The sequence below is a fragment of the Exiguobacterium sp. s34 genome, assembly GCF_018617435.1.
Lineage (GTDB): Bacteria > Bacillota > Bacilli > Exiguobacteriales > Exiguobacteriaceae > Exiguobacterium > Exiguobacterium aestuarii.
The window spans coordinates 259239-278265 of the sequence record NZ_JACSKE010000002.1 but is presented as its reverse complement, the minus strand read 5'-3'; the positions used below and the strand labels follow the sequence as shown (position 1 = coordinate 278265).

19 protein-coding genes are annotated in these 19027 nt (G+C 47.6%); 12 read left to right on the top strand and 7 right to left on the bottom strand.

Features of this window, described 5'->3' with window-relative positions:
* Positions 1–20 precede the first annotated feature (20 nt).
* Complete coding sequence (gene aac(6'), locus KNO87_RS05065) at positions 21–470, bottom strand: aminoglycoside 6'-N-acetyltransferase (protein ID WP_214794208.1); 450 nt, start codon at positions 468–470, stop codon at positions 21–23.
* A gap of 79 nt (positions 471–549) precedes the next feature.
* Between aac(6') and KNO87_RS05060 the strand changes: the two genes are divergently transcribed.
* Entirely contained in the window at positions 550–855 is a 306-nt protein-coding gene (locus KNO87_RS05060) for a DUF3055 domain-containing protein (protein WP_214794206.1), read from the top strand.
* A 118-nt stretch (positions 856–973) separates the two neighbouring features.
* On the opposite strand, the gene KNO87_RS05055 is transcribed toward KNO87_RS05060, so the two are convergent.
* On the bottom strand, positions 974–2455 hold the full coding sequence (locus KNO87_RS05055) for an aminotransferase class I/II-fold pyridoxal phosphate-dependent enzyme (RefSeq protein WP_214789086.1): 1482 nt from the start codon (positions 2453–2455) through the stop codon (positions 974–976).
* A 157-nt stretch (positions 2456–2612) separates the two neighbouring features.
* Between KNO87_RS05055 and KNO87_RS05050 the strand changes: the two genes are divergently transcribed.
* From KNO87_RS05050 to KNO87_RS05040, 3 genes are all read left to right on the top strand, one after another.
* Positions 2613–2879 (top strand): UPF0223 family protein, encoded by a 267-nt coding sequence (locus KNO87_RS05050; RefSeq protein ID WP_214748331.1) that lies wholly within the window; start codon positions 2613–2615, stop codon positions 2877–2879.
* A gap of 236 nt (positions 2880–3115) precedes the next feature.
* On the top strand, positions 3116–3304 hold the full coding sequence (locus KNO87_RS05045) for a hypothetical protein (RefSeq protein ID WP_015881266.1): 189 nt from the start codon (positions 3116–3118) through the stop codon (positions 3302–3304).
* 81 nt (positions 3305–3385) lie between these two features.
* Complete coding sequence (locus KNO87_RS05040) at positions 3386–4636, top strand: inositol monophosphatase family protein (RefSeq protein ID WP_251126749.1); 1251 nt, start codon at positions 3386–3388, stop codon at positions 4634–4636.
* Positions 4637–4695: 59 nt separating this feature from the next.
* Here the strand turns inward: KNO87_RS05040 and KNO87_RS05035 are convergent, their stop codons facing one another.
* Complete coding sequence (locus KNO87_RS05035) at positions 4696–4872, bottom strand: DUF5325 family protein (protein WP_214789081.1); 177 nt, start codon at positions 4870–4872, stop codon at positions 4696–4698.
* 163 nt (positions 4873–5035) lie between these two features.
* Here KNO87_RS05035 and typA point away from each other — a divergent pair, with 163 nt between their 5' ends.
* On the top strand, positions 5036–6880 hold the full coding sequence (typA, locus tag KNO87_RS05030) for a translational GTPase TypA (protein ID WP_214789078.1): 1845 nt from the start codon (positions 5036–5038) through the stop codon (positions 6878–6880).
* A gap of 87 nt (positions 6881–6967) precedes the next feature.
* Positions 6968–7312, top strand: coding sequence for a YlaH-like family protein (locus KNO87_RS05025; RefSeq protein ID WP_214789075.1), 345 nt, complete (start codon positions 6968–6970; stop codon positions 7310–7312).
* A 37-nt stretch (positions 7313–7349) separates the two neighbouring features.
* Here the strand turns inward: KNO87_RS05025 and KNO87_RS05020 are convergent, their stop codons facing one another.
* Positions 7350–7550, bottom strand: a complete 201-nt coding sequence (locus KNO87_RS05020) for a YlaI family protein (protein WP_074034957.1) — start codon at positions 7548–7550, stop codon at positions 7350–7352.
* Between the two features lie 114 nt (positions 7551–7664).
* Between KNO87_RS05020 and KNO87_RS05015 the strand changes: the two genes are divergently transcribed.
* On the top strand, positions 7665–8114 hold the full coding sequence (locus KNO87_RS05015) for a PNPOx family protein (RefSeq protein ID WP_214794202.1): 450 nt from the start codon (positions 7665–7667) through the stop codon (positions 8112–8114).
* Between the two features lie 33 nt (positions 8115–8147).
* Positions 8148–9464: a PhoH family protein gene (locus tag KNO87_RS05010; protein ID WP_214789070.1), complete on the top strand. Its 1317-nt coding sequence runs from the start codon at positions 8148–8150 to the stop codon at positions 9462–9464.
* Between the two features lie 38 nt (positions 9465–9502).
* On the opposite strand, the gene KNO87_RS05005 is transcribed toward KNO87_RS05010, so the two are convergent.
* Positions 9503–10699 carry a multidrug efflux MFS transporter gene (locus KNO87_RS05005; RefSeq protein WP_214789067.1) on the bottom strand — a complete coding sequence of 399 codons (1197 nt, stop codon included), beginning with the start codon at positions 10697–10699 and terminating at the stop codon, positions 9503–9505.
* A gap of 100 nt (positions 10700–10799) precedes the next feature.
* Entirely contained in the window at positions 10800–11267 is a 468-nt protein-coding gene (locus KNO87_RS05000; RefSeq protein WP_214794200.1) for a hypothetical protein, read from the bottom strand.
* Positions 11268–11439: 172 nt separating this feature from the next.
* Between KNO87_RS05000 and KNO87_RS04995 the strand changes: the two genes are divergently transcribed.
* From KNO87_RS04995 to KNO87_RS04980, 4 genes are all read left to right on the top strand, one after another.
* On the top strand, positions 11440–11718 hold the full coding sequence (locus tag KNO87_RS04995; RefSeq protein ID WP_015881276.1) for an Fpa/YlaN family protein: 279 nt from the start codon (positions 11440–11442) through the stop codon (positions 11716–11718).
* A gap of 86 nt (positions 11719–11804) precedes the next feature.
* Positions 11805–13040 (top strand): FtsW/RodA/SpoVE family cell cycle protein, encoded by a 1236-nt coding sequence (locus KNO87_RS04990; RefSeq protein ID WP_214789061.1) that lies wholly within the window; start codon positions 11805–11807, stop codon positions 13038–13040.
* Between the two features lie 36 nt (positions 13041–13076).
* Positions 13077–16511: a pyruvate carboxylase gene (locus KNO87_RS04985; protein WP_214794198.1), complete on the top strand. Its 3435-nt coding sequence runs from the start codon at positions 13077–13079 to the stop codon at positions 16509–16511.
* A 54-nt stretch (positions 16512–16565) separates the two neighbouring features.
* Entirely contained in the window at positions 16566–17918 is a 1353-nt protein-coding gene (locus tag KNO87_RS04980; protein ID WP_214794196.1) for a cryptochrome/photolyase family protein, read from the top strand.
* 75 nt (positions 17919–17993) lie between these two features.
* Here KNO87_RS04980 and KNO87_RS04975 read toward each other — a convergent pair whose 3' ends face one another.
* Complete coding sequence (locus KNO87_RS04975; protein ID WP_214789052.1) at positions 17994–18899, bottom strand: COX15/CtaA family protein; 906 nt, start codon at positions 18897–18899, stop codon at positions 17994–17996.
* Positions 18900–19027 lie beyond the last annotated feature (128 nt).

The following is a 19027-nucleotide window of genomic DNA, read 5'->3' as shown; positions in this document are numbered from 1 at the left end:
GAATGCTCATAAAAGCTCTCTCACGTTTCGTGAGAGAGCTTTTTCATGTAGGTAACGACACGTTCGACTTCTTTAAATCCAATCTTCTCATGGAACTGTTGACTGTTCACATTTTCAAGTTCGGTATCCGAAGCCAGTTCGATGCAACCTTGATTCACCGCAAATGTAGACGCCGCTTCGATCAAGCGAGAGGCGACACCATTGTGGCGCTCTGATTCAAGCACATAAAGTCCTTCCACATAAGCGGTAGGAGACGTCGTAGCGCCTGGCACGTAATCCCGTCTGAAACTGAGCTGACAAAAACCGATGTTTTTCGTATCGGAGGATGCGATGAAATAATGCATCTTCTTTGAAAGGAGACCGAGTTTGACTTCCATTCGCAATTCCTCAATCGGTGCGTCAGGCCACAGTTCGTGCATTAACTGTGCGAGTGCTTCTTGATTGGACATGGTGGCATATTCCACTTTCATATCTTCTTCTCTCCCATCTAGGTTTCATATGAACAGTATAAAGGAAAATACTTGTGAAGAGAGAAGGGAGGGAATCCTGATGGCATTTGATGAGGAATTATTATATACCGTATCTGAGACGAGTCGCGTCCGATTTACAGGGATTGAAACGGAAGCTGCGCGCTATGATTTTGGTTTCGTCTATACCCACCAATTCATGGGTAAGGTGTTAGTCGTTTGTATGCAAACCGGTCAATCGGCCCTTCTTGATCTGCATGCATTAGAAGAGCCACGCCAGTTGTATCCAATGCTTGGGATTAATTTGAATGATACGGAGCACGTCGCCGAATTTTTACGGCTCTGTCTAGTTGAAAAAACACAAACATCAGAAGAAATTGATACTTGAAAAAATGTAAGCGTTTTCTTATAATAGGCAATAGGGGAAGCAATTCGATCATCTACAGCCACCTTTTCTGAGATGACATAAAAAATGAGCCGGTCACGATGACCGGCTCATTTTTTGTTTAACGAATCGCTTTTGTTTGTTGGATGACTTTAATCATCTGAAGAGACTCATCTTCAAGACCTTGAACCGGGAGACCGGCTTCGATGTTGGCCATGATATAGTCGAGTGTCGACGTTGTGATCAATTCACCTGGAATGATGATTGGAATTCCTGGCGGATACACCATGATGAATTCCGCTGAAATGCGTCCGACCGCGTTTTCGAGAGGGATCGTCTCCGTCTCTTCATAAAACGCATCACGCGGGCTGAGCGCAAGTGGTGGAATCTCAGGGAGCATGATCGATAACGAGTCATTCCCAGACGTCTGATAGACGGATACGACGTCGCGCATCGCTTCAATCAATGCTTGAATCGTCGACTCATCGTCTGCTGATGTGACGATGAAGAGCACGTTCAATAAATCCGACATTTCCACTTCAATCCGATGTTTTTCTCGGAGGTATTTCTCGACTTCAAATCCGGTCACACCGAGCTCGCGGACCGATACGAGCACTTTTGTCTCGTCGAGTGCGTAAGTCGATTCAGAATGAAGCTCCGCGTGTCCGTACACAGACAAGTTCGGCATTTGATTGATTGCCGAACGCGCCATACGTGCGAGGTCGAGCGCTCGTTCGTTCATCATATGACCTTTCGTCGCAAGCTGTCGACGCGCTGCATCGAGAGAAGCAAGGAGCAAGTATGACGTTGATGTCGTTGTAATCATCGAGAGCATCGCGTGAATCCGTTCGGGTGAGACGAGGCCACGGCGTACGTTCAAAATAGAACTACCTGTCATCGAACCACCAAGTTTATGGACGCTCGTTGCCGCCACATCCGCTCCGGCTTGCATCGCCGAGAGTGGAAGTTCATCGTGGAACGGCAGATGCACACCGTGCGCCTCATCGACAAGTACGGGTACGTCTTGGGCATGGGCGACATCGACGATGCGCTCCAAATCACCTGCAACACCGAAATAAGTCGGGTTGATGACGAGTACGGCTTTTGTGTCCGGGTGGAGCTCGAGTGCACGTTCTACGGCACTCGCTGTGATTCCATGGGCGATGCCGTACGTCTCGTCAAATTCTGGGTGGATGAAGACCGGGTGCGCACCTGTCAAGACGAGCGCGGACATGACCGACTTATGCACGTTACGTGGAACGATGATTTTCTCATTCGGTCCGACGACGCCCATGATCATCGCCATGATGGCACTCGACGTTCCTTGAACGGAGAAAAAGGTCTCGTCAGCACGGAACGCCTCTGCCGCCAAGCGTTCCGCTTCAGCGATTGCCGCTTTTGGATGATGGAGGTCATCGAGTGGGGCAATATTAATCAAATCAATTTTTAGGGCATTTTCGCCAATAAAGTCACGAAACTCCGGATCCATCCCTTTCCCGCTTTTATGACCAGGAATGTGGAACGCAATCGGATTTGAGTCGACATGTTCAAGCAACGTGTCAAATAGTGGCGTTTCGAGCTGAGTAGCACCTTTTAATTTCAATCGTAAATCCCCCTTGGAAACAGTTTGTTTATATGATGAATGATATCGTTAATTTATATGTTGATTTAAAAAAGAAGCAACAAAAAAACTATAGAGATTTATAGCGTAACTTGCAATAGTTTTTTTTGTTGATACAATGAGTGTCGAGGTGAACAATATGCAAATCAATTATCCGATCAATCCGGATTGGACGACTGATGAACTGATCGAGGTCGTCGAGTTCTATAATGTCGTCGCGCAAGCGAACGAAGGTGGGGTCGAGCGTGAAGTTTTCCTAGACGCGTACCGGGCCTTCAAACAAATCGTAACATCTAAGTCAGAGGAGAAACAACTGAACGCGGTTCACGACGAACAGACTGGATATTCTACGTATCGTACCGTTCAAGCGGCGATGAAGTCGTCGAGCAAAATGATTAAATTGTAAGTCCGAGCATGCCCGTGCAAATTCAGGCATGCTTTTTTGTTATTTCTTCTTTAAATCGGGTACAGTTATCTAACACTTATTCAGGTTTAAGGGCTTTGAAATTGGGAATATATCCATTAAGATAAAAAATTCAAAATAGTCAGACAATTCTCTTTCTTTTTCGAATTTTATCTGATATACTCAATTCAACTCATTAAACCGTAACTTGTAGCCCAACAAAAGGAGTGTGGCATCTTATGAAACAAGTGATTGAGGCATTCAAAAGAAAAGACGCAGAAAAACGGATCCCGGTGCTGCGCTTGGAGATTGATTATGAATTGGCAACCCTCTTCGATGCGATGGCGTCACAGGATGATGCTACAGTTCAGGCTAGCAAGCATCGGTTGGAGAAGTACCGCCAAGAATTATTGCGTCTCGAAGCCTGACCATTACACACACATTCAACCAGTATTCCGAGCGGATACTGGTTTTTGTTTGGTACAATACAGTTGAGGTGATCATAGATGATGGAATGGTTTGCAGTCGATTTGATCAAACAGGCGGGAGAATTGATTCGTCGTGAGATTGATCAAAGTTATGAAGTGGAACGGAAGACGGGAAAAGGGGACTTGGTCACTGAGATTGACCGAGCGGTCGAACAGCTGATTATCCGCCGCATTCAAAAACAATTCCCGGACCATCAAATTATGGGGGAAGAAGGAACGACGGAGACACCAGACACGCTGTCAGGGACGGTCTGGTTCGTCGATCCGATTGATGGGACGTTAAATTTTATTCATCAGAAGCGCATGTTCGCCATCTCGGTGGCCATCATGGTCGACGGAGTCGTGGAATATGGATTCGTCTATGACGTGATGGCGGATGAGATGTTCATGGCCCGGAAAGGATACGGTGCGACATTGAACGGACGGACTTTGACGAACCTACACGAACATCATGTACGAGATGCATTCTTAAGCATGAATGCGACGTGGGTCACGCCGAACCATCAAATTGCCCCGGAAATCCTTGCTCCGATTGTTCGAGACTCGATTGGGACGAGGGCGCATGGGGCTGCATCGCTTGAACTTGCCTGGTTAGCCGCAGGACGTGTGGACGGATACATTACGATGCGCAACATGCCATGGGATTATGCTGCCGGAAAATTGCTCGTGGAAGAAGTGGGCGGGCGTGTCGTTTCCTTATATGGGGAACCCATCCGATACGATGGGAGAACGTCCGTATTGGCAGGAAGCGAGTCGTTCGTCAATGACGTCATCAAACACTATGTCATCGCAAAAGGCGTAACCGCTGAAGCGAAGCCGGATCTTCAAATCGTGGAACACGAGTCGTATGAAGAAATTCGTGATCTGCTCGTTTTAGCGAACCCGAATGAAGCGATGGTCCGAGAGCAGTTTCAGACCGGGCGGACGTTCAAAGCGTTACTCGGTGGAGAAATCGTGGGTGCTTATATGCTTGTCACACACGGGGAAGGGCGAGTTGAACTTGTCAATATCGCGGTGAAGCCAGAGAGACAAAATCAAACGATTGGTCAGCGGATGCTTCAAGACGCGATTAAACGTGCGACAGCACTCGGTGGTCAAGAACTTCTCGTTTGTACGGGGAATTCAAGCATCATGCAATTACGTTTTTATCAGCAAGCTGGATTCCGATTTGATTCGGTGGAACGTGATTACTTTTTAAATCATGGATACGATGCAATTGAGGAGGATGGCTTGGTCCTACGAGATCGCATCTGCTTGACGCGTCCGATTTAACTCATCCATTTCATGAAAAAAGGGTTGCTCGACTGTTGTCAGAGCAACCCTTTTTCTTATCAAGATTGGCGATCAGAAAGAATACGACGACGTAATTGAATGCCAAAAAACGTCGCGATGCCACTAAGTACAAGACTTCCTAAAATGATCGCGGCGCTCCCTTCGGCCACCCCAATGCCGATGCCGACAAATCCGGCGACGACGGCCATGGCAATCAATAGAAACATAAGCTGCATGGAGACTCCTCCTTATTTTCTCTTCTCTACCCCATTGTATGATAAAAAACGTCCAATGAAAACGTTCACAGTCGATTCCACTCGACAAAGGTACTGTGACGTGTGCTATACTCTTAAAGTTGAAGAAAAGCTGAAACTTTTTAAATAAGAGAGGAATAACTACATGAACGTAAGAACAAACCTTCGTAACGTAGCCATCATCGCTCACGTTGACCACGGTAAAACAACGTTAGTCGATGAATTATTGAAACAGTCTGGTACATTCCGGACGAACGAGGCAGTCGCAGAACGCGCGATGGACTCAAACGATATCGAACGTGAGCGTGGAATCACAATTCTCGCGAAAAACACGGCAATCGATTATAAAGACACACGCATCAACATCGTTGATACGCCAGGTCACGCAGACTTTGGTGGAGAAGTTGAGCGAATCATGCGTATGGTTGATGGCGTTATCCTCGTCGTCGATGCACGTGAAGGCTGTATGCCACAAACTCGTTTCGTATTGAAAAAAGCGCTCGACCAAGGACTTCGTCCAATCGTCGTCGTTAACAAAATCGATAAGCCGATGGTTCGTCCACTCGACGTTGTCGATGAAGTCGTTGATCTTTTGATCGATCTTGGCGCAGATGAAGATCAACTTGAATTCCCTGTCGTCTATACTTCGGCTGTCAGCGGTTCAAGTTCGTTCGATCCTGATCCAGCAAACCAAGAAGAAACGATTACACACGTACTTGATACGATTCTTGAAAATACACCGGCTCCAGTGGACAACTCAGACGAGCCACTTCAATTCCAAGTCACAATGCTCGACTATGATAACTACCTCGGCCGAATCGGTGTAGGTCGCGTCTTCCGCGGGAAAATCAAAGTTGGTGAGCAAGTATCACTCTGTAAAACAGACGGTACGGTGAAGCAACTTCGTGTCACGAAATTGTTCGGTTACTTCGGCCTCAAACGTGTCGAAATCGAAGAAGCAAAAGCAGGTGACTTGATCGCCATCGCCGGAATGGAAGACATCAACGTCGGTGAGACGGTCACTCCAGTCGGTAAAGAAGAGCCACTTCCGCTCCTTCGCATCGATGAGCCAACACTTCAAATGCGTTTCATGACGAACAACTCTCCGTTCGCAGGACGTGAAGGGGACTTCGTCACTGCACGTAAAATCGAAGAGCGTTTGATGAAGCAACTTGAGACAGACGTTTCACTTCGTGTTGAAAACACGGATTCACCTGACCAATGGGTCGTATCAGGACGTGGTGAGCTTCACCTCGGTATCTTGATCGAGAACATGCGTCGTGAAGGTTACGAGCTTCAAGTGTCGAAACCACAAGTAATCATTCGTGAAGACGAAAACGGTACGAAAGTTGAGCCGTTCGAGCGCGTCATCATCGACGTACCAGAAGAGTATACAGGTTCAGTCATGGAGTCGATTGGTCTCCGTAAAGGTGAGCTTGCGAACATGAACACGAACGACAACGGTCAGACACGTATGGAATTCATCGTTCCATCACGCGGTCTCATCGGTTACCGTAACGAATTCTTGTCGGCGACACGCGGATACGGAATCTTGAACCACACGTTCGAAGAGTACCGTCCGTATATCGCAGCTGATATCGGCGGTCGTCGCAGTGGTGTCATGGTTTGTATCGAAAACGGTAAGTCAACGGCTTACTCAATCGGTGCACTTGAAGACCGTGGAACGATCTTCATCGAGCCAGGTACGGACGTATATGAAGGAATGATCATCGGTGAATGTAACCGTGACGTCGACCTTGCAATCAATGCCGTTAAAGGGAAGCAATTGACAAACATGCGTGCTTCAGCAAAAGACTCGACACAAGTCTTGAAACGTCCGCGCGTCTTCTCACTCGAAGAGTCGCTCACGTTCTTGAACGATGACGAGTACTGTGAAATCACGCCGGAGTCAATCCGTCTCCGTAAGAAAATCTTGAACAAGAACGAACGCGAGAAAGCTGACAAGCGTCGTAAACTTGGTAAAGAATAAGTATCAGAAAAGGGAACGCTTCGGCGTTCCCTTTTGCATGGAATAGTGTAGAATGGATGTGTATGAAATAAAGGGGGACTCTTTGTCTTGAAAGCTTCTCAAACAATCGATATCACACAAATTGATGTTCCGTGGATTGCCTCGATGCTAGGTGTCGGGAGCGACCCTAATGACTTTTCGGTCGGATTCAACGCACTCGTTGTCACGGTCATCTTATTGACGATTCTCGTCTTTAAACTTGGTTTTGCAAAACAATTGGCGTGGTGGAAATCACTCATCGTCTATATTCTACTCGCTCTTGGAGCGGGTACGATGGCACTCGTCTTTTTCACGTGGCCGATCCCGGAAGTACTTGCTGTCATGGCCATCGTCTTGGCCATCTATCGCGGTCGCCTCTGGTGGAACCGTCGTCAAGATGCAGTCCAATCGTAAAAAAATACGGGCGTCTCTTCGGAGGCGCCCGTTTTGTTTACCAATTTCGCTTTTGTCGAAAAGTAGGATATAACTTGAATTGTCCAGATGCGGCGCGTTCGGCGGTACGTTCGCTGATTCGCTCCTGACAGTCTTGACACATATATGTTTTAGCCGGCTTATTGCGCAATCGTTTTGCTTCAAACGACCATGAGTCGATTGTTTCGACTTTATCGCAAAGAGAACATTTTACACGCATCTTTTCACCTTCCTCTATAGGATGAGTATAGCATGATTTCAACCGTTGAAAGCAGGGAATTGAATCGGTAAGGGAGAATGGTACAACCATACCCGGTAAAAGGAGGGGAGTTGAATGGCGAGTAAGGCAACGTTTGAATTGACAGCCGCGCAACAGCGATTGTTGAACGACATGCCGTTAACATTTCTCGTCGGTTTTGATGAGGCGAAGCGATGGCCAATCAGTCACGCCATCAGTTGGGTGCAAGCGCTCGACCCTGTCACGATTCGGCTGGCACTAACGAAGAATTCACATATCGTGACAATCTTATCGACCGAGAAGACGGCCGGTCTCATCTTTATCGAAGATGGTCAGTCCTATCACGTGTTGCTTTCATCCATCCGAGAATTTGAACCGATGATGAAACCGAGCCTCCATCTTCGTTTTTTTGAAGGACATGTCGAAGAAGTGAGGAACATCTCGTTTTACGGTGCAGCTTACGCCCAACCCGCAATCACGAAAACATATGATATCCGTGCGGCGGAAAAGTTGGACCGTGAAGTGAAAGAAAGCCTTCATTCTTGATTACCATCCTATATTCGAGGGGCGGCAAAGTCTATGAAAAAAACGTATGTACTCGATACGAACGTACTCCTACATGATCCGCTATCCTTATTTCAATTTGAAGAACATGACGTGGTCATTCCGGCCATTGTCTTAGAGGAGCTTGATGGTAAAAAACGAAACATGGATGAGGTCGGGCGTAACGCCCGTGAAACGTCGCGTGTTTTGGACCAACTCCGAACGTCGGGGAAACTCCATGACGGCGTCCCACTTGAAAATGGTGGACGTCTCTTTGTCGAGATTGGTCACGAGCACGAAGTCGATATTCCGTTCGACGTGATGACGAATGATAACCGCATTCTACTCGTTGCCTTAAAATTAATGAAACAATACGAGCATGACGCCAATCATAAAGTCGTCGTCGTCTCAAAAGATATATTGGTCCGGGTCAAGGCGGACGCCATTGGAATCGATGCTGAAGATTATTTGACAGACCATATCGTCGATACGACAAACTTGTATGCCGGCTATCGCGAAATTGAGGTCGACCAGTCGCTCATCGATGAATTTTATAAAGTTCGCCAACTACCGACATCTGCATTGACGAAACAGACGCTATACCCCAATTCATTTGTCGTCTTAAAAAGTAACGTCTCGAAAGCGAGTGCGCTTGCAGTGGTCGACACGCTTCAACCGATCGTCCGTCCGTTAGCGTTAGATGCGGAACACATCTGGGGGATCCATCCACGAAACGTGCAACAACGGATGGCGCTCGACTTGCTGCTCCGAGATGACATCCCGTTCGTCACGTTGCTCGGGAAAGCTGGAACCGGTAAGACGCTTCTTGCCTTAGCGGCAGGACTCTCACTCGTCGAGGATGAACAGCGGTACAATAAGCTCGTCGTCGCACGACCGGTCGTTCCGATGGGGAATGATATCGGCTACTTGCCGGGTGAAATGGAAGAAAAATTACGTCCGTGGATGCAACCGATCTATGATAATTTAGAATTTTTATTCAGCGCCAACTCAAAGGATGAGTTAGGAAATATTTTGGCTGGTATGAAGTCGATTCAACTCGAAGCACTCACTTATATTCGTGGTAGAAGCATGCCTGACCAGTTCATCATCATCGATGAGGCGCAAAACTTAACGAAGCATGAAATCAAGACGATTCTCACCCGTGTCGGGGAGAACTCGAAAATTGTACTCGTCGGTGACCCGTACCAAATCGATCATCCGTATTTAGATGAATATTCGAACGGATTGACGTACGCGGTGGAACGATTCAAAGGACAAAATGTTTTCGGTCACGTACAACTTGTCAAAGGGGAGCGTTCGTCCCTCGCAAGATTGGCTGCCGATTTGTTATAAGCGACATACACAAATAACGCCGAGCTCAGTGCTCGGCGTTATTTTGTATCGAGTTGTAGCGATTGGACGTTCGTCCGTTCTAAAAAGGCGTTCGAAATCATGATCAATCCTGTGATGATGAACAGTGCGGAAAATCCGAAGTGTGCCACGATTTGAGAGCCAAATAGCGGTCCAAGTAAATTTCCCATGAACTGAGCGGACTGATTATATGAAAAGATCCTTCCGGTTGCAGCGGTTGGTGTATGTTGTCGCAGTAATGACTGAACGGATGGCATCAAAGCAGCGGTCGCAAATCCGATCCCGAAGCGTAACAGGATGAGTTGCGTCGTCGAAGTGACGAATGCTTGTGGGATCAAGAATAAACTATAGAGTAGCAGTGCCCAAAACAAGATCCGTTCAGCCCCGTATCGGTCCGATAGTCGTCCGAGGCGCTGAGCTGAAAAGAGAGCGGCGAGCCCAGGGGCGGATGCGACAATCCCTGCCATGAAAGCAAGTGCGGTCGTATGCGGATTTAATTCACGTACGTACAACGTCAAGAGTGGTCCGATTGATTGTGTTGAGAACTGGATGAGGAACGTTGTCACAAACAGCCCGACAATCAATTGGGGATGTCGCAGTGAGGCGAAAATAGACTTCACTGAGGCGAGCTCTTCACGTTTCACTGGGACGAACTCTTCCTTTACGAACCAGAGCGTGATGAGGAATGTGAGGAAGAGTGCACTTCCGGTAAAGAGAAAAACGGATCGAAGCCCAATCCAGTCTGCGAGTAGTCCGCCAATGAGCGGACCGAGTAGACCACCGGTGATTCCACCGGTCGACAGGGTACCGAGCGCCCAGCCACTTTTCTCTTTTGGGGTTTGGGAAGCGACCAAGGTGATACCGGCTGAGATGAATCCAGAAACGGCACCCATGAGTAAACGCAACCCGACAAGTTGATACACGTCTTGCACAAAACTGATGAGAAACATGACGATGGCCATTCCGAGACTCGCTCGAATGAGCATCAACTTTCTCCCTTTTTGGTCTGCCAGACGTCCCCACATCGGGGAGACGATTGCGGCCACGAGGAACGTCGCACCGAATGCGATCGCCGACCAAGTGACGACATGGTCAGGGTCCTTTACCCCGAGTTGTTCAATGAACAATGGCAGGAAGGGGAGGACGAGACTCATTGAAGCGGCGGTCAAGAAGCTGCCGATCCAAACAACTATTAAATTTCGTTTCCATAAAGGCATCGTAAGCGTCACGACCTTTCTTATTCAATTCGTAGTCAATACACTACATATTACACTTTGTGAACTAAAAAGTCCAAAAAATGAGAAGGAACGTTCCTTCTCATTGATTGCTCAGTACGGTGATATGGTTCACTTGGCGGATGATTTGATTGTCGTACAAAACGTAGACCGGTCCGTCAGCGAGTACTTTCCCGTCTTTTGAAAATTGTAAATAGACACGAGACGCTTCGCTGAGTGGAATCGTCAAAATCGTTTCGCCGTAGAAGCGGATATGTGTGGCCAAGTCGACAGGTTCGGCATTGTTCAAAAACGGCGAGAGTGGCATCGCGAACGAATCGCGTAACGCTGCGTCTTTGTCTTGTCGAGACATCGGCTTATTGTGATCAATTCTTGTTCCTTGTGATAGACCATCGTCCCATGCTTTCCCCATTTTCGCATAGTAGGCCTCTTGGTCATTCTCCGTCACAGAGTCCAATTCTTCAATCTTTCGTTTGCGGTCGTCAAAAATCCATACGGTCGGGTCAATCGTCAAACTGTGACGCACCGATCCGTCTAGTGGAAAAATCATGCTTATATCCCCCTTTATACACATTACACGTTTCATTATAACGCTCTTTCTTCTAAAATGGAAAAGAGGAAGAATGTCGCGTTCATCCATACTGCACATTGAATTATGATGAAAGATAATGTACAGTTGAGTTATGACAAACAGTCTGTCATCGTACGGAGGAGGGGTCGTAGTGGCGACAAATTTGGCTGCAATCCAACGGGAGCAAGCGCTACAGTTACTCGAGGCGGATGCTGAGAAAATCCGTTGTCTGATTGAAGTGCAGTTAGAAAACCTAAAAATGCCGAAGTGCCCGCTTTATGAAGAGGTGCTTGATACACATATGTTTGGACTATCGCGCCAAATTGATTTTGCGGTTCGTCTTGGACTCATTTCAGACATTGAAGGTAAAGGACTGCTCGATTCATTGGAACAAAAGTTGTCTGCTTTGGCAGAAGCTTCAGAATTATGAACCTTATACTCAAACTGTGCAAGTGGCGCTGTTTGAGTATTTTTTTATAAGGGTTGTCGGATTGTTTTACATAAGGAAGTGAATACATGAAAACACGGTTTCGGTATTTTGATTTTGCGTTGTTTTTGTCAGTGCTCTTGCTCGTCGGGATCAGCTCGATCATGATTTATAGTGCGAGCGTTTGGAATCGTGGGGACTATGCGAATAGCAGTTTGTTCTATCGCCAGCTCGTCTACGTCGGGATCGGAATTGTTGTCTATTTGGTTGCGACGTTGTTCCGCTATGAGATGTTTCGGAAGAAAGGCATCCGCCTCAGTCTCTATGCGGTCTCAGTCATCTTGCTATTTGTCACTTGGGCGATGCCGCCATTGAACGGGGCGCGGGCTTGGCTCATCATCGGAGGATTTACGATTCAACCAGTTGAGATTGCAAAATTCGTTCTCATCATTTTGCTTGCGAATTACTACCATGAACTATGGAACAACGAGTTAAAAGGACTACCTGGTCGGTTAGCTCGGGCCGCCATCGTGAAAAAAGGATGGCGTGCTCAAATCGGTGCCTTCTTCTTAGTACCGGTTCTCTTTTACTTCTCGTTCTACGCCATTGCCATCAACGGGCAGCCGGATATGGGTGGATTATTCGTCCTCGGTTCGATCATGCTTCTCATGTGGTTCGGTGTCGGGGCGCCACTTCGAATCATGATTCCAGGTATTTTAGCTGGAATCGGTGCCGTCTTCTTATTATTCACGACGATTTTCTCGGAGAATCAACGGAGCCGGATTGAGGTCGTGTTCAACCCATTCATGGACCCGGAAGGTTACGGGCATCAATTGCTAATGTCGATCATCTCGATTGTGCATGGTGGATTGACCGGTGTCGGACTCGGGAACAGTTTTCAAAAGTATGGGTATTTACCAGAACCAGAGACCGACTATATCATGTCGATCATCGCTGAAGAGTTAGGGTTCTTCGGTGTACTAACCGTTTTGGTACTGCTCTTCTTCATCGCGTTTCGCGCGATTCATATTGCCAATCATGCGGACAGTCATTTTGCGATGTTCGTCTCGTTTGGTATTGCATCACAAATCATCATTCAAACAGCTATCAATATCGGTGCGATGTCCGGTTGGTTCCCGGGGACAGGGGTGACTTTGCCACTGGTCAGTTATGGAGGAACATCGCTCATCATGATGATGGGGATTCTTGGGGTACTCAGTAGTATCTCGATGCGTAACCGTCATCGAGAAGCGACACGCCGAGAAGAGATTCGGGTGAAGTCAGAAGAGAACGTTCAACGTTCATCGCTTCACGTTGTTAGATAAGGAAACAAACAAACTTCATTAACGGGGGGATTTCATTTGAAACCAATTAAAAAGTTACTTGTTGCAAACCGTGGGGAAATTGCCATTCGCGTATTTCGAGCGGCGACAGAGTTAGGCATTCGGACTGTAGCCGTCTATTCACAAGAAGATAGTGGTTCATTACACCGCTTTAAAGCGGATGAAGCCTATTTGATCGGACTCGATAAAAAGCCGATCGATGCGTATCTCGATATCGAAGGTGTTATTCGAATCGCCAAGGAATCTGGCAGTGACGCGATTCACCCGGGATATGGTTTCCTGTCAGAAAACATCGAACTCGCACGACGTTGCCGTGAAGAGGGAATCATCTTTGTAGGTCCACACGAGTCGCATTTGCATGCGTTTGGGGATAAAGTACGAGCACGGCAAAGTGCGATCGCTGCTGGTCTCCCAGTCATTCCGGGCTCAAATGGTCCACTCACATCCTATGAGGATGCGGAAGCATTTGCGAACGAGCATGGTTTCCCGCTCATGGTCAAAGCTTCGATGGGTGGCGGAGGACGCGGAATGCGTGTCATTCGTACAGAAGCTGAAATGAAAGATTTGATTGAACGCGCGAAATCTGAAGCGAAACAAGCATTCGGTTCTGACGAAGTGTACATAGAAAAACTCGTCGAACGCCCGAAACATATCGAGGTCCAAATTCTCGGGGATGAGCACGGTCACATCATTCACTTGTTCGAGCGTGACTGTTCGGTTCAGCGCCGACACCAAAAAGTTGTCGAAGTGGCACCGTGTGTGACGTTATCTGAAGCCTCGCGTCAAGCGATTTGTGATGCGGCGGTACAGCTCATGCGTCACGTTGGTTACGTCAACGCGGGTACAGTCGAGTTTTTAGTGACAGAAGATGAGTCATTCTACTTCATCGAAGTAAACCCGCGTGTTCAAGTCGAACATACGATTACAGAGATGGTGACAGGATTTGATATCGTTCAAACACAATTGATGATCGCACAAGGGGAGTCACTCCACGGCGACATGATTCAAATGCCGAAACAAGAGGACATTAAACTCCTCGGGTATGCGATTCAATCACGTGTAACGTCAGAAGACCCGGCCAACAACTTCATGCCGGATACAGGGAAAATCATGGCATACCGTTCTCCAGGCGGCTTTGGCGTCCGTCTTGACGGAGGAAACGCATACGTCGGTGCAGAAATTTCGCCGTACTATGACTCGCTTCTCGTCAAACTGTCGACGCATGGCATGACATTCGAACAAGCCGCTTCGAAAATGGTACGAAACTTGAACGAGTTCCGGATTCGTGGAATCAAGACGAACATTCCGTTCTTGATTAACGTCATGAAGCATCCGAACTTCATCAACGGAGATTACAACACGTCATTCATCGATGAGACGCCAGAACTGTTCGTCTTCCCGAAACGGAAAGACCGTGGGACGAAATTGTTGAACTATATCGGGGATGTAACGGTGAATGGATTCCCAGGAGTGGGTCTGAAAGACAAGCCGATCAGCCGCTCTGTACGAATCCCGCACGATCTTCCGGCTGAAGCAAAACCGGGGACGAAACAAATCTTGACGGAACTCGGGCCAGACGGCCTTGCTGACTGGATCAAACGTCAACCGGAACTGTTATTGACGGACACGACGATGCGTGATGCGCATCAGTCATTGCTCGCGACGCGTATGCGGACGCAGGACATCCTCAACATCGCAGAACCGACAAGCAAACTGATGCCAGAATTGTTCTCGGTCGAGGCATGGGGTGGAGCGACGTTCGATGTCGCATACCGTTTCCTATCCGAAGACCCATGGGTACGTCTCATGAAGCTTCGTGAGAAGATGCCGAATGTCCTGATTCAAATGTTGCTTCGTGGTGCGAATGCGGTCGGATATAAAAACTATGCGGATAACGTCATTGAGAAGTTTGTGCATGAAGCAGCTTACGCCGGAGTCGATGTATTCCGAATCTTTGACAGTCTCAACAACCTAGAGTCGATTCAATTGGCAATCGATGCGACATTACCGACAGGGAAAGTTGCAGAGGCAGCGATTTGTTATACGGGTGATTTATATGACGGCAACCGTCCGAAGTATCACCTTCCATATTACGTCGATCTTGCGAAGAAACTTGAGGCGAGCGGTGCTCATATACTAGCAATCAAAGATATGGCGGGCTTATTGAAGCCGGAATCAGCATACGCACTCGTTTCAGCATTGAAAGATGCAGTAGATTTACCAATCCATCTGCATACACACGATGCTTCAGGTAACGGTATCTTCACTTATGCACGCGCGACAGATGCCGGTGTAGACATCGTTGACGTTGCCGCAAGCTCGATGTCCGGTATGACGTCACAGCCTTCAGGCGGAAGTTTGGTCTATGCGCTCAACCGTCACGAGCGTCAACCGAAGATCGACCCGAAACAGTATGAAGTGATCAGTGATTACTGGCAAGATGTTCGTCATAACTACGAACCGTTTGAAAGTGACATGCGCGCACCGCATCCGTCTGTATATGAACATGAGATGCCAGGTGGGCAATATTCGAACCTTCAGCAACAAGCGAAAGCGGTCGGACTTGGAGACCGTTGGGGAGAAGTGAAGGCGATGTATGCCCGGGTCAACATGTTGTTCGGTGATATCGTCAAGGTTACCCCTTCTTCAAAAGTCGTCGGAGACATGGCACTCTTCATGGTGCAGCACAACTTGACGGAAGAGGATGTAATGACGCGTGGTCACCAGCTTGACTTCCCAGACTCGGTCGTCGAGATGATGCGCGGCGAGTTGGGTACGCCTCCTGGTGGCTTCCCTAAAGATGTTCAACAAGTCATCTTGAAAGGGGAAGAACCACTGAACGTTCGTCCTGGTAAATTGATCAAGCCGTATGACTTTGAATCTTCACGACAAGAGTTGTTCGAAAAGTTTGAGCGACCGGTCACGGACTTTGAGCTTCTCGCTCATGCGCTCTACCCGAAAGTGTACGAAGACTATGTCAAACATACGACGACATACGGTGACGTATCCGTGCTCGACACGTTGACGTTCTTCTACGGATTAAATGTCGGTGAGACGATTCAAGTTGAGATCGAGACAGGGAAGACGTTGATCATCAAGCTCGTTCAAGTCAGTGCGCCAAACGAAGATGGCATTCGTCTTGTTTCTTATGAGATGAACGGCGTACCGCGTGAGATTGAGATTAAAGACGTGAACGTCAAATCAGCGACAACGAGTCGTCCGAAAGTGGACCGTTCGAACTCGAAACAAGTCGGCGCCTCGATGCCGGGCTCTGTGTTGAAGGTGTTAGTCGAGCCAGGAAGTCGTGTTCATCGTGGAGAGCAGTTGCTCGTCACAGAAGCGATGAAGATGGAAACGACGATTCAGGCAGCGCAAGATGGGGAGATTAAAGCCATCCACATTAAAGAAGGCGACACAATACAAAGTGACGACTTGTTGATTGAATTTGTATAATCAAAAGAAGCATAGTGCGCTATGCTTCTTTTTTTGTAGATGGGAGTGGTGATGATGAAACGAGTATGTTGGTTCCGATCAGATTTTAGGTTGACCGATAATCATATGCTTCACCGGGCATTGAACGATGCGGAAGAGGGGGACGACCTCGCTTTCGTCTTTTGGCTAAACCCGAAATATTGTGATCCGTTTGAAGTGCGTCACGATTATTTCTTCTCGACGATGCGGGCATTTATGGATGATCTAGAGGAGAAGGGACTCGGACTTCACGTCTTCGTGGCGGAAACGGAGAAGGAGTTCGTGAAACAACTCGGGGATATGGATGTACTTTACTTTAATGCGGAGTATGTGGAACCGTTCAAACAGCGAGACGATCGTGTCATCGACGCACTTGGTGAAGAGGTGAAAGTCGTAAGACTGCTCGACCGCCATCTGTTCCACCCTGATGCGTTCACGACAAAGAGCGGTGATCCGTATAAAGTGTTCACCCCGTTCAAAAAAGCGGCGTATGCCGAACAGCCGCCGAAACCTTACGATGTTGATGTCGATCGCTTAGCGGAATTCATTAGCACAAAGAATGACATACCGAGTGAACTGAAAGACTTGTTCAAACGCTGTGAGCGCGAGTGGAAAGGGTTAGGGGAGACCGAGGCGAAGAAACGGTTGACTCGATTCGTCAATGATCGCATGGTTGATTATGATGAAAAACGAGATATCCCGAGCATCGCGGGGACGAGCCGCTTATCCCCGTACTTACGAACCGGAGTGTTATCGGTTCGTACCGTTACCGAGCAGGTGTTATCCGCTAAAAAATCAAAAGGACGCGACACGTATTATGATGAACTGCTGTGGCGTGAATTCTATTACATGGTGATGGCGAAGTTCAAAGGATTGAAAGATCAACCGTTCAATGACAAATACAAATCGCTCGAATGGGAAGACAATGAGGAACAGTTCGAAAAGTGGTGTAACGGGGAGACCGGGTATCCGATTGTCGATGCAGCGATGCGCCAATTGAACGAGACGGGATGGATGCACAACCGCTTACGCATGATTGTCGCATCGTTCCTGACGAAGCACCTTCTTCTCGATTGGAGAAAAGGGGAACGGTACTTCGAGCGGAGATTGATCGATTATGAGGCATCATCGAATATCGGGGGATGGCAGTGGGCCGCCTCGGTCGGGACGGATGCGGTTCCATACTTCCGGATCTTCAACCCGACGACGCAATCTGAGCGGTTCGACCCAGATGGGACGTTCATCCGGAAATATGTACCGGAACTGAAACATGTGACGGACAAATCGATTCACTTTCCTGATCCGTCTGATCGAAAAGAGTATGCGATGCCACTCGTCGACCATAAAGAAGCGAGAGCGCGGGCACTCGAACGATTTAAAGAGTTGTAAACCAAAACGCCCCATAAAAGTTGGATTTGCATGTCCAACTTTTATGGGGCAGTTCAGTTCACGGCGCTTTTTTACTTAACCATTCATGTCTTTCAATTGTGTGCTATCTTGTCGACCGGTCGATCGATATGCATGGTAAGACAAGTAAGACAAAATACCGAAATAGCATGTGATCAAGAATGCGTGGAGAAGTGGTACGTATGTGGCATGCCCACCGAGTACGATCCATGCACCTGTTCCGACTTGAAGAAGAATGAAAAAGAGAGACGCCATCATGCCGCGTTCGATTAATTGGTTCATCTCTTTTCGAGCGAGGTACAGAACATACAACGTGTACAAGACGAGTAGTCCTGCCATCACACGATGTCCCATTTGAACATAAGATTCGAACGTCCATACCTCTTGGTCACAGATTGGCCAACCGACACAAGCGTAAGTCGCTCCTAAGTGTCGGACGTAAGCTCCTGTGTACACGACAATCATCGTATAAATCGAAAGTCCGTACAGATGAGCTCTCAAACGTTTCGACACAACTTTATGTTCTCGGTCACCTTCAAACAAAAGAATCGTCAAAATAAGTAGTGATGCGAACGAAACGAGCGAAATTCCGAAATGAAGGGCTAAGATGGCATCTGACTGTTGCCAAATGACTGCCCCTGCTCCAATGATTGATTGGATGAGCATAAAGATAAATGCGAGAAACGCAAAGATTTTCACATCGACACGATGCTTGACGGCGATGAATGTCCAAATCGCAAGCGCGATGATGAGGAGGCCTTCAAAGCCAGATACTACACGGTGACTGTATTCGATCATCGTTTCAACACTCGGGTTAGTTGGAATCAATTTCCCGTGACAGAGCGGCCAATCTGTTCCGCAACCGTCCCCTGAGTCTGTCTTCGTCACGGTTCCACCCATGATGAGGACAAGCATCATCCCAAGGGTGACAAACCCTGAGAAAAACGCGAGTTTTTTATGCATGCAATACCACCTGCTTCTAATCAAAATCCGTTAAAAATGTACCTTGTTTATTTATATTTTTTTCGCCATACTTATTATACGGCTTTCCGTTCGAAAAACGAAATGGAAAAGCTTGCAATCGTTATCAA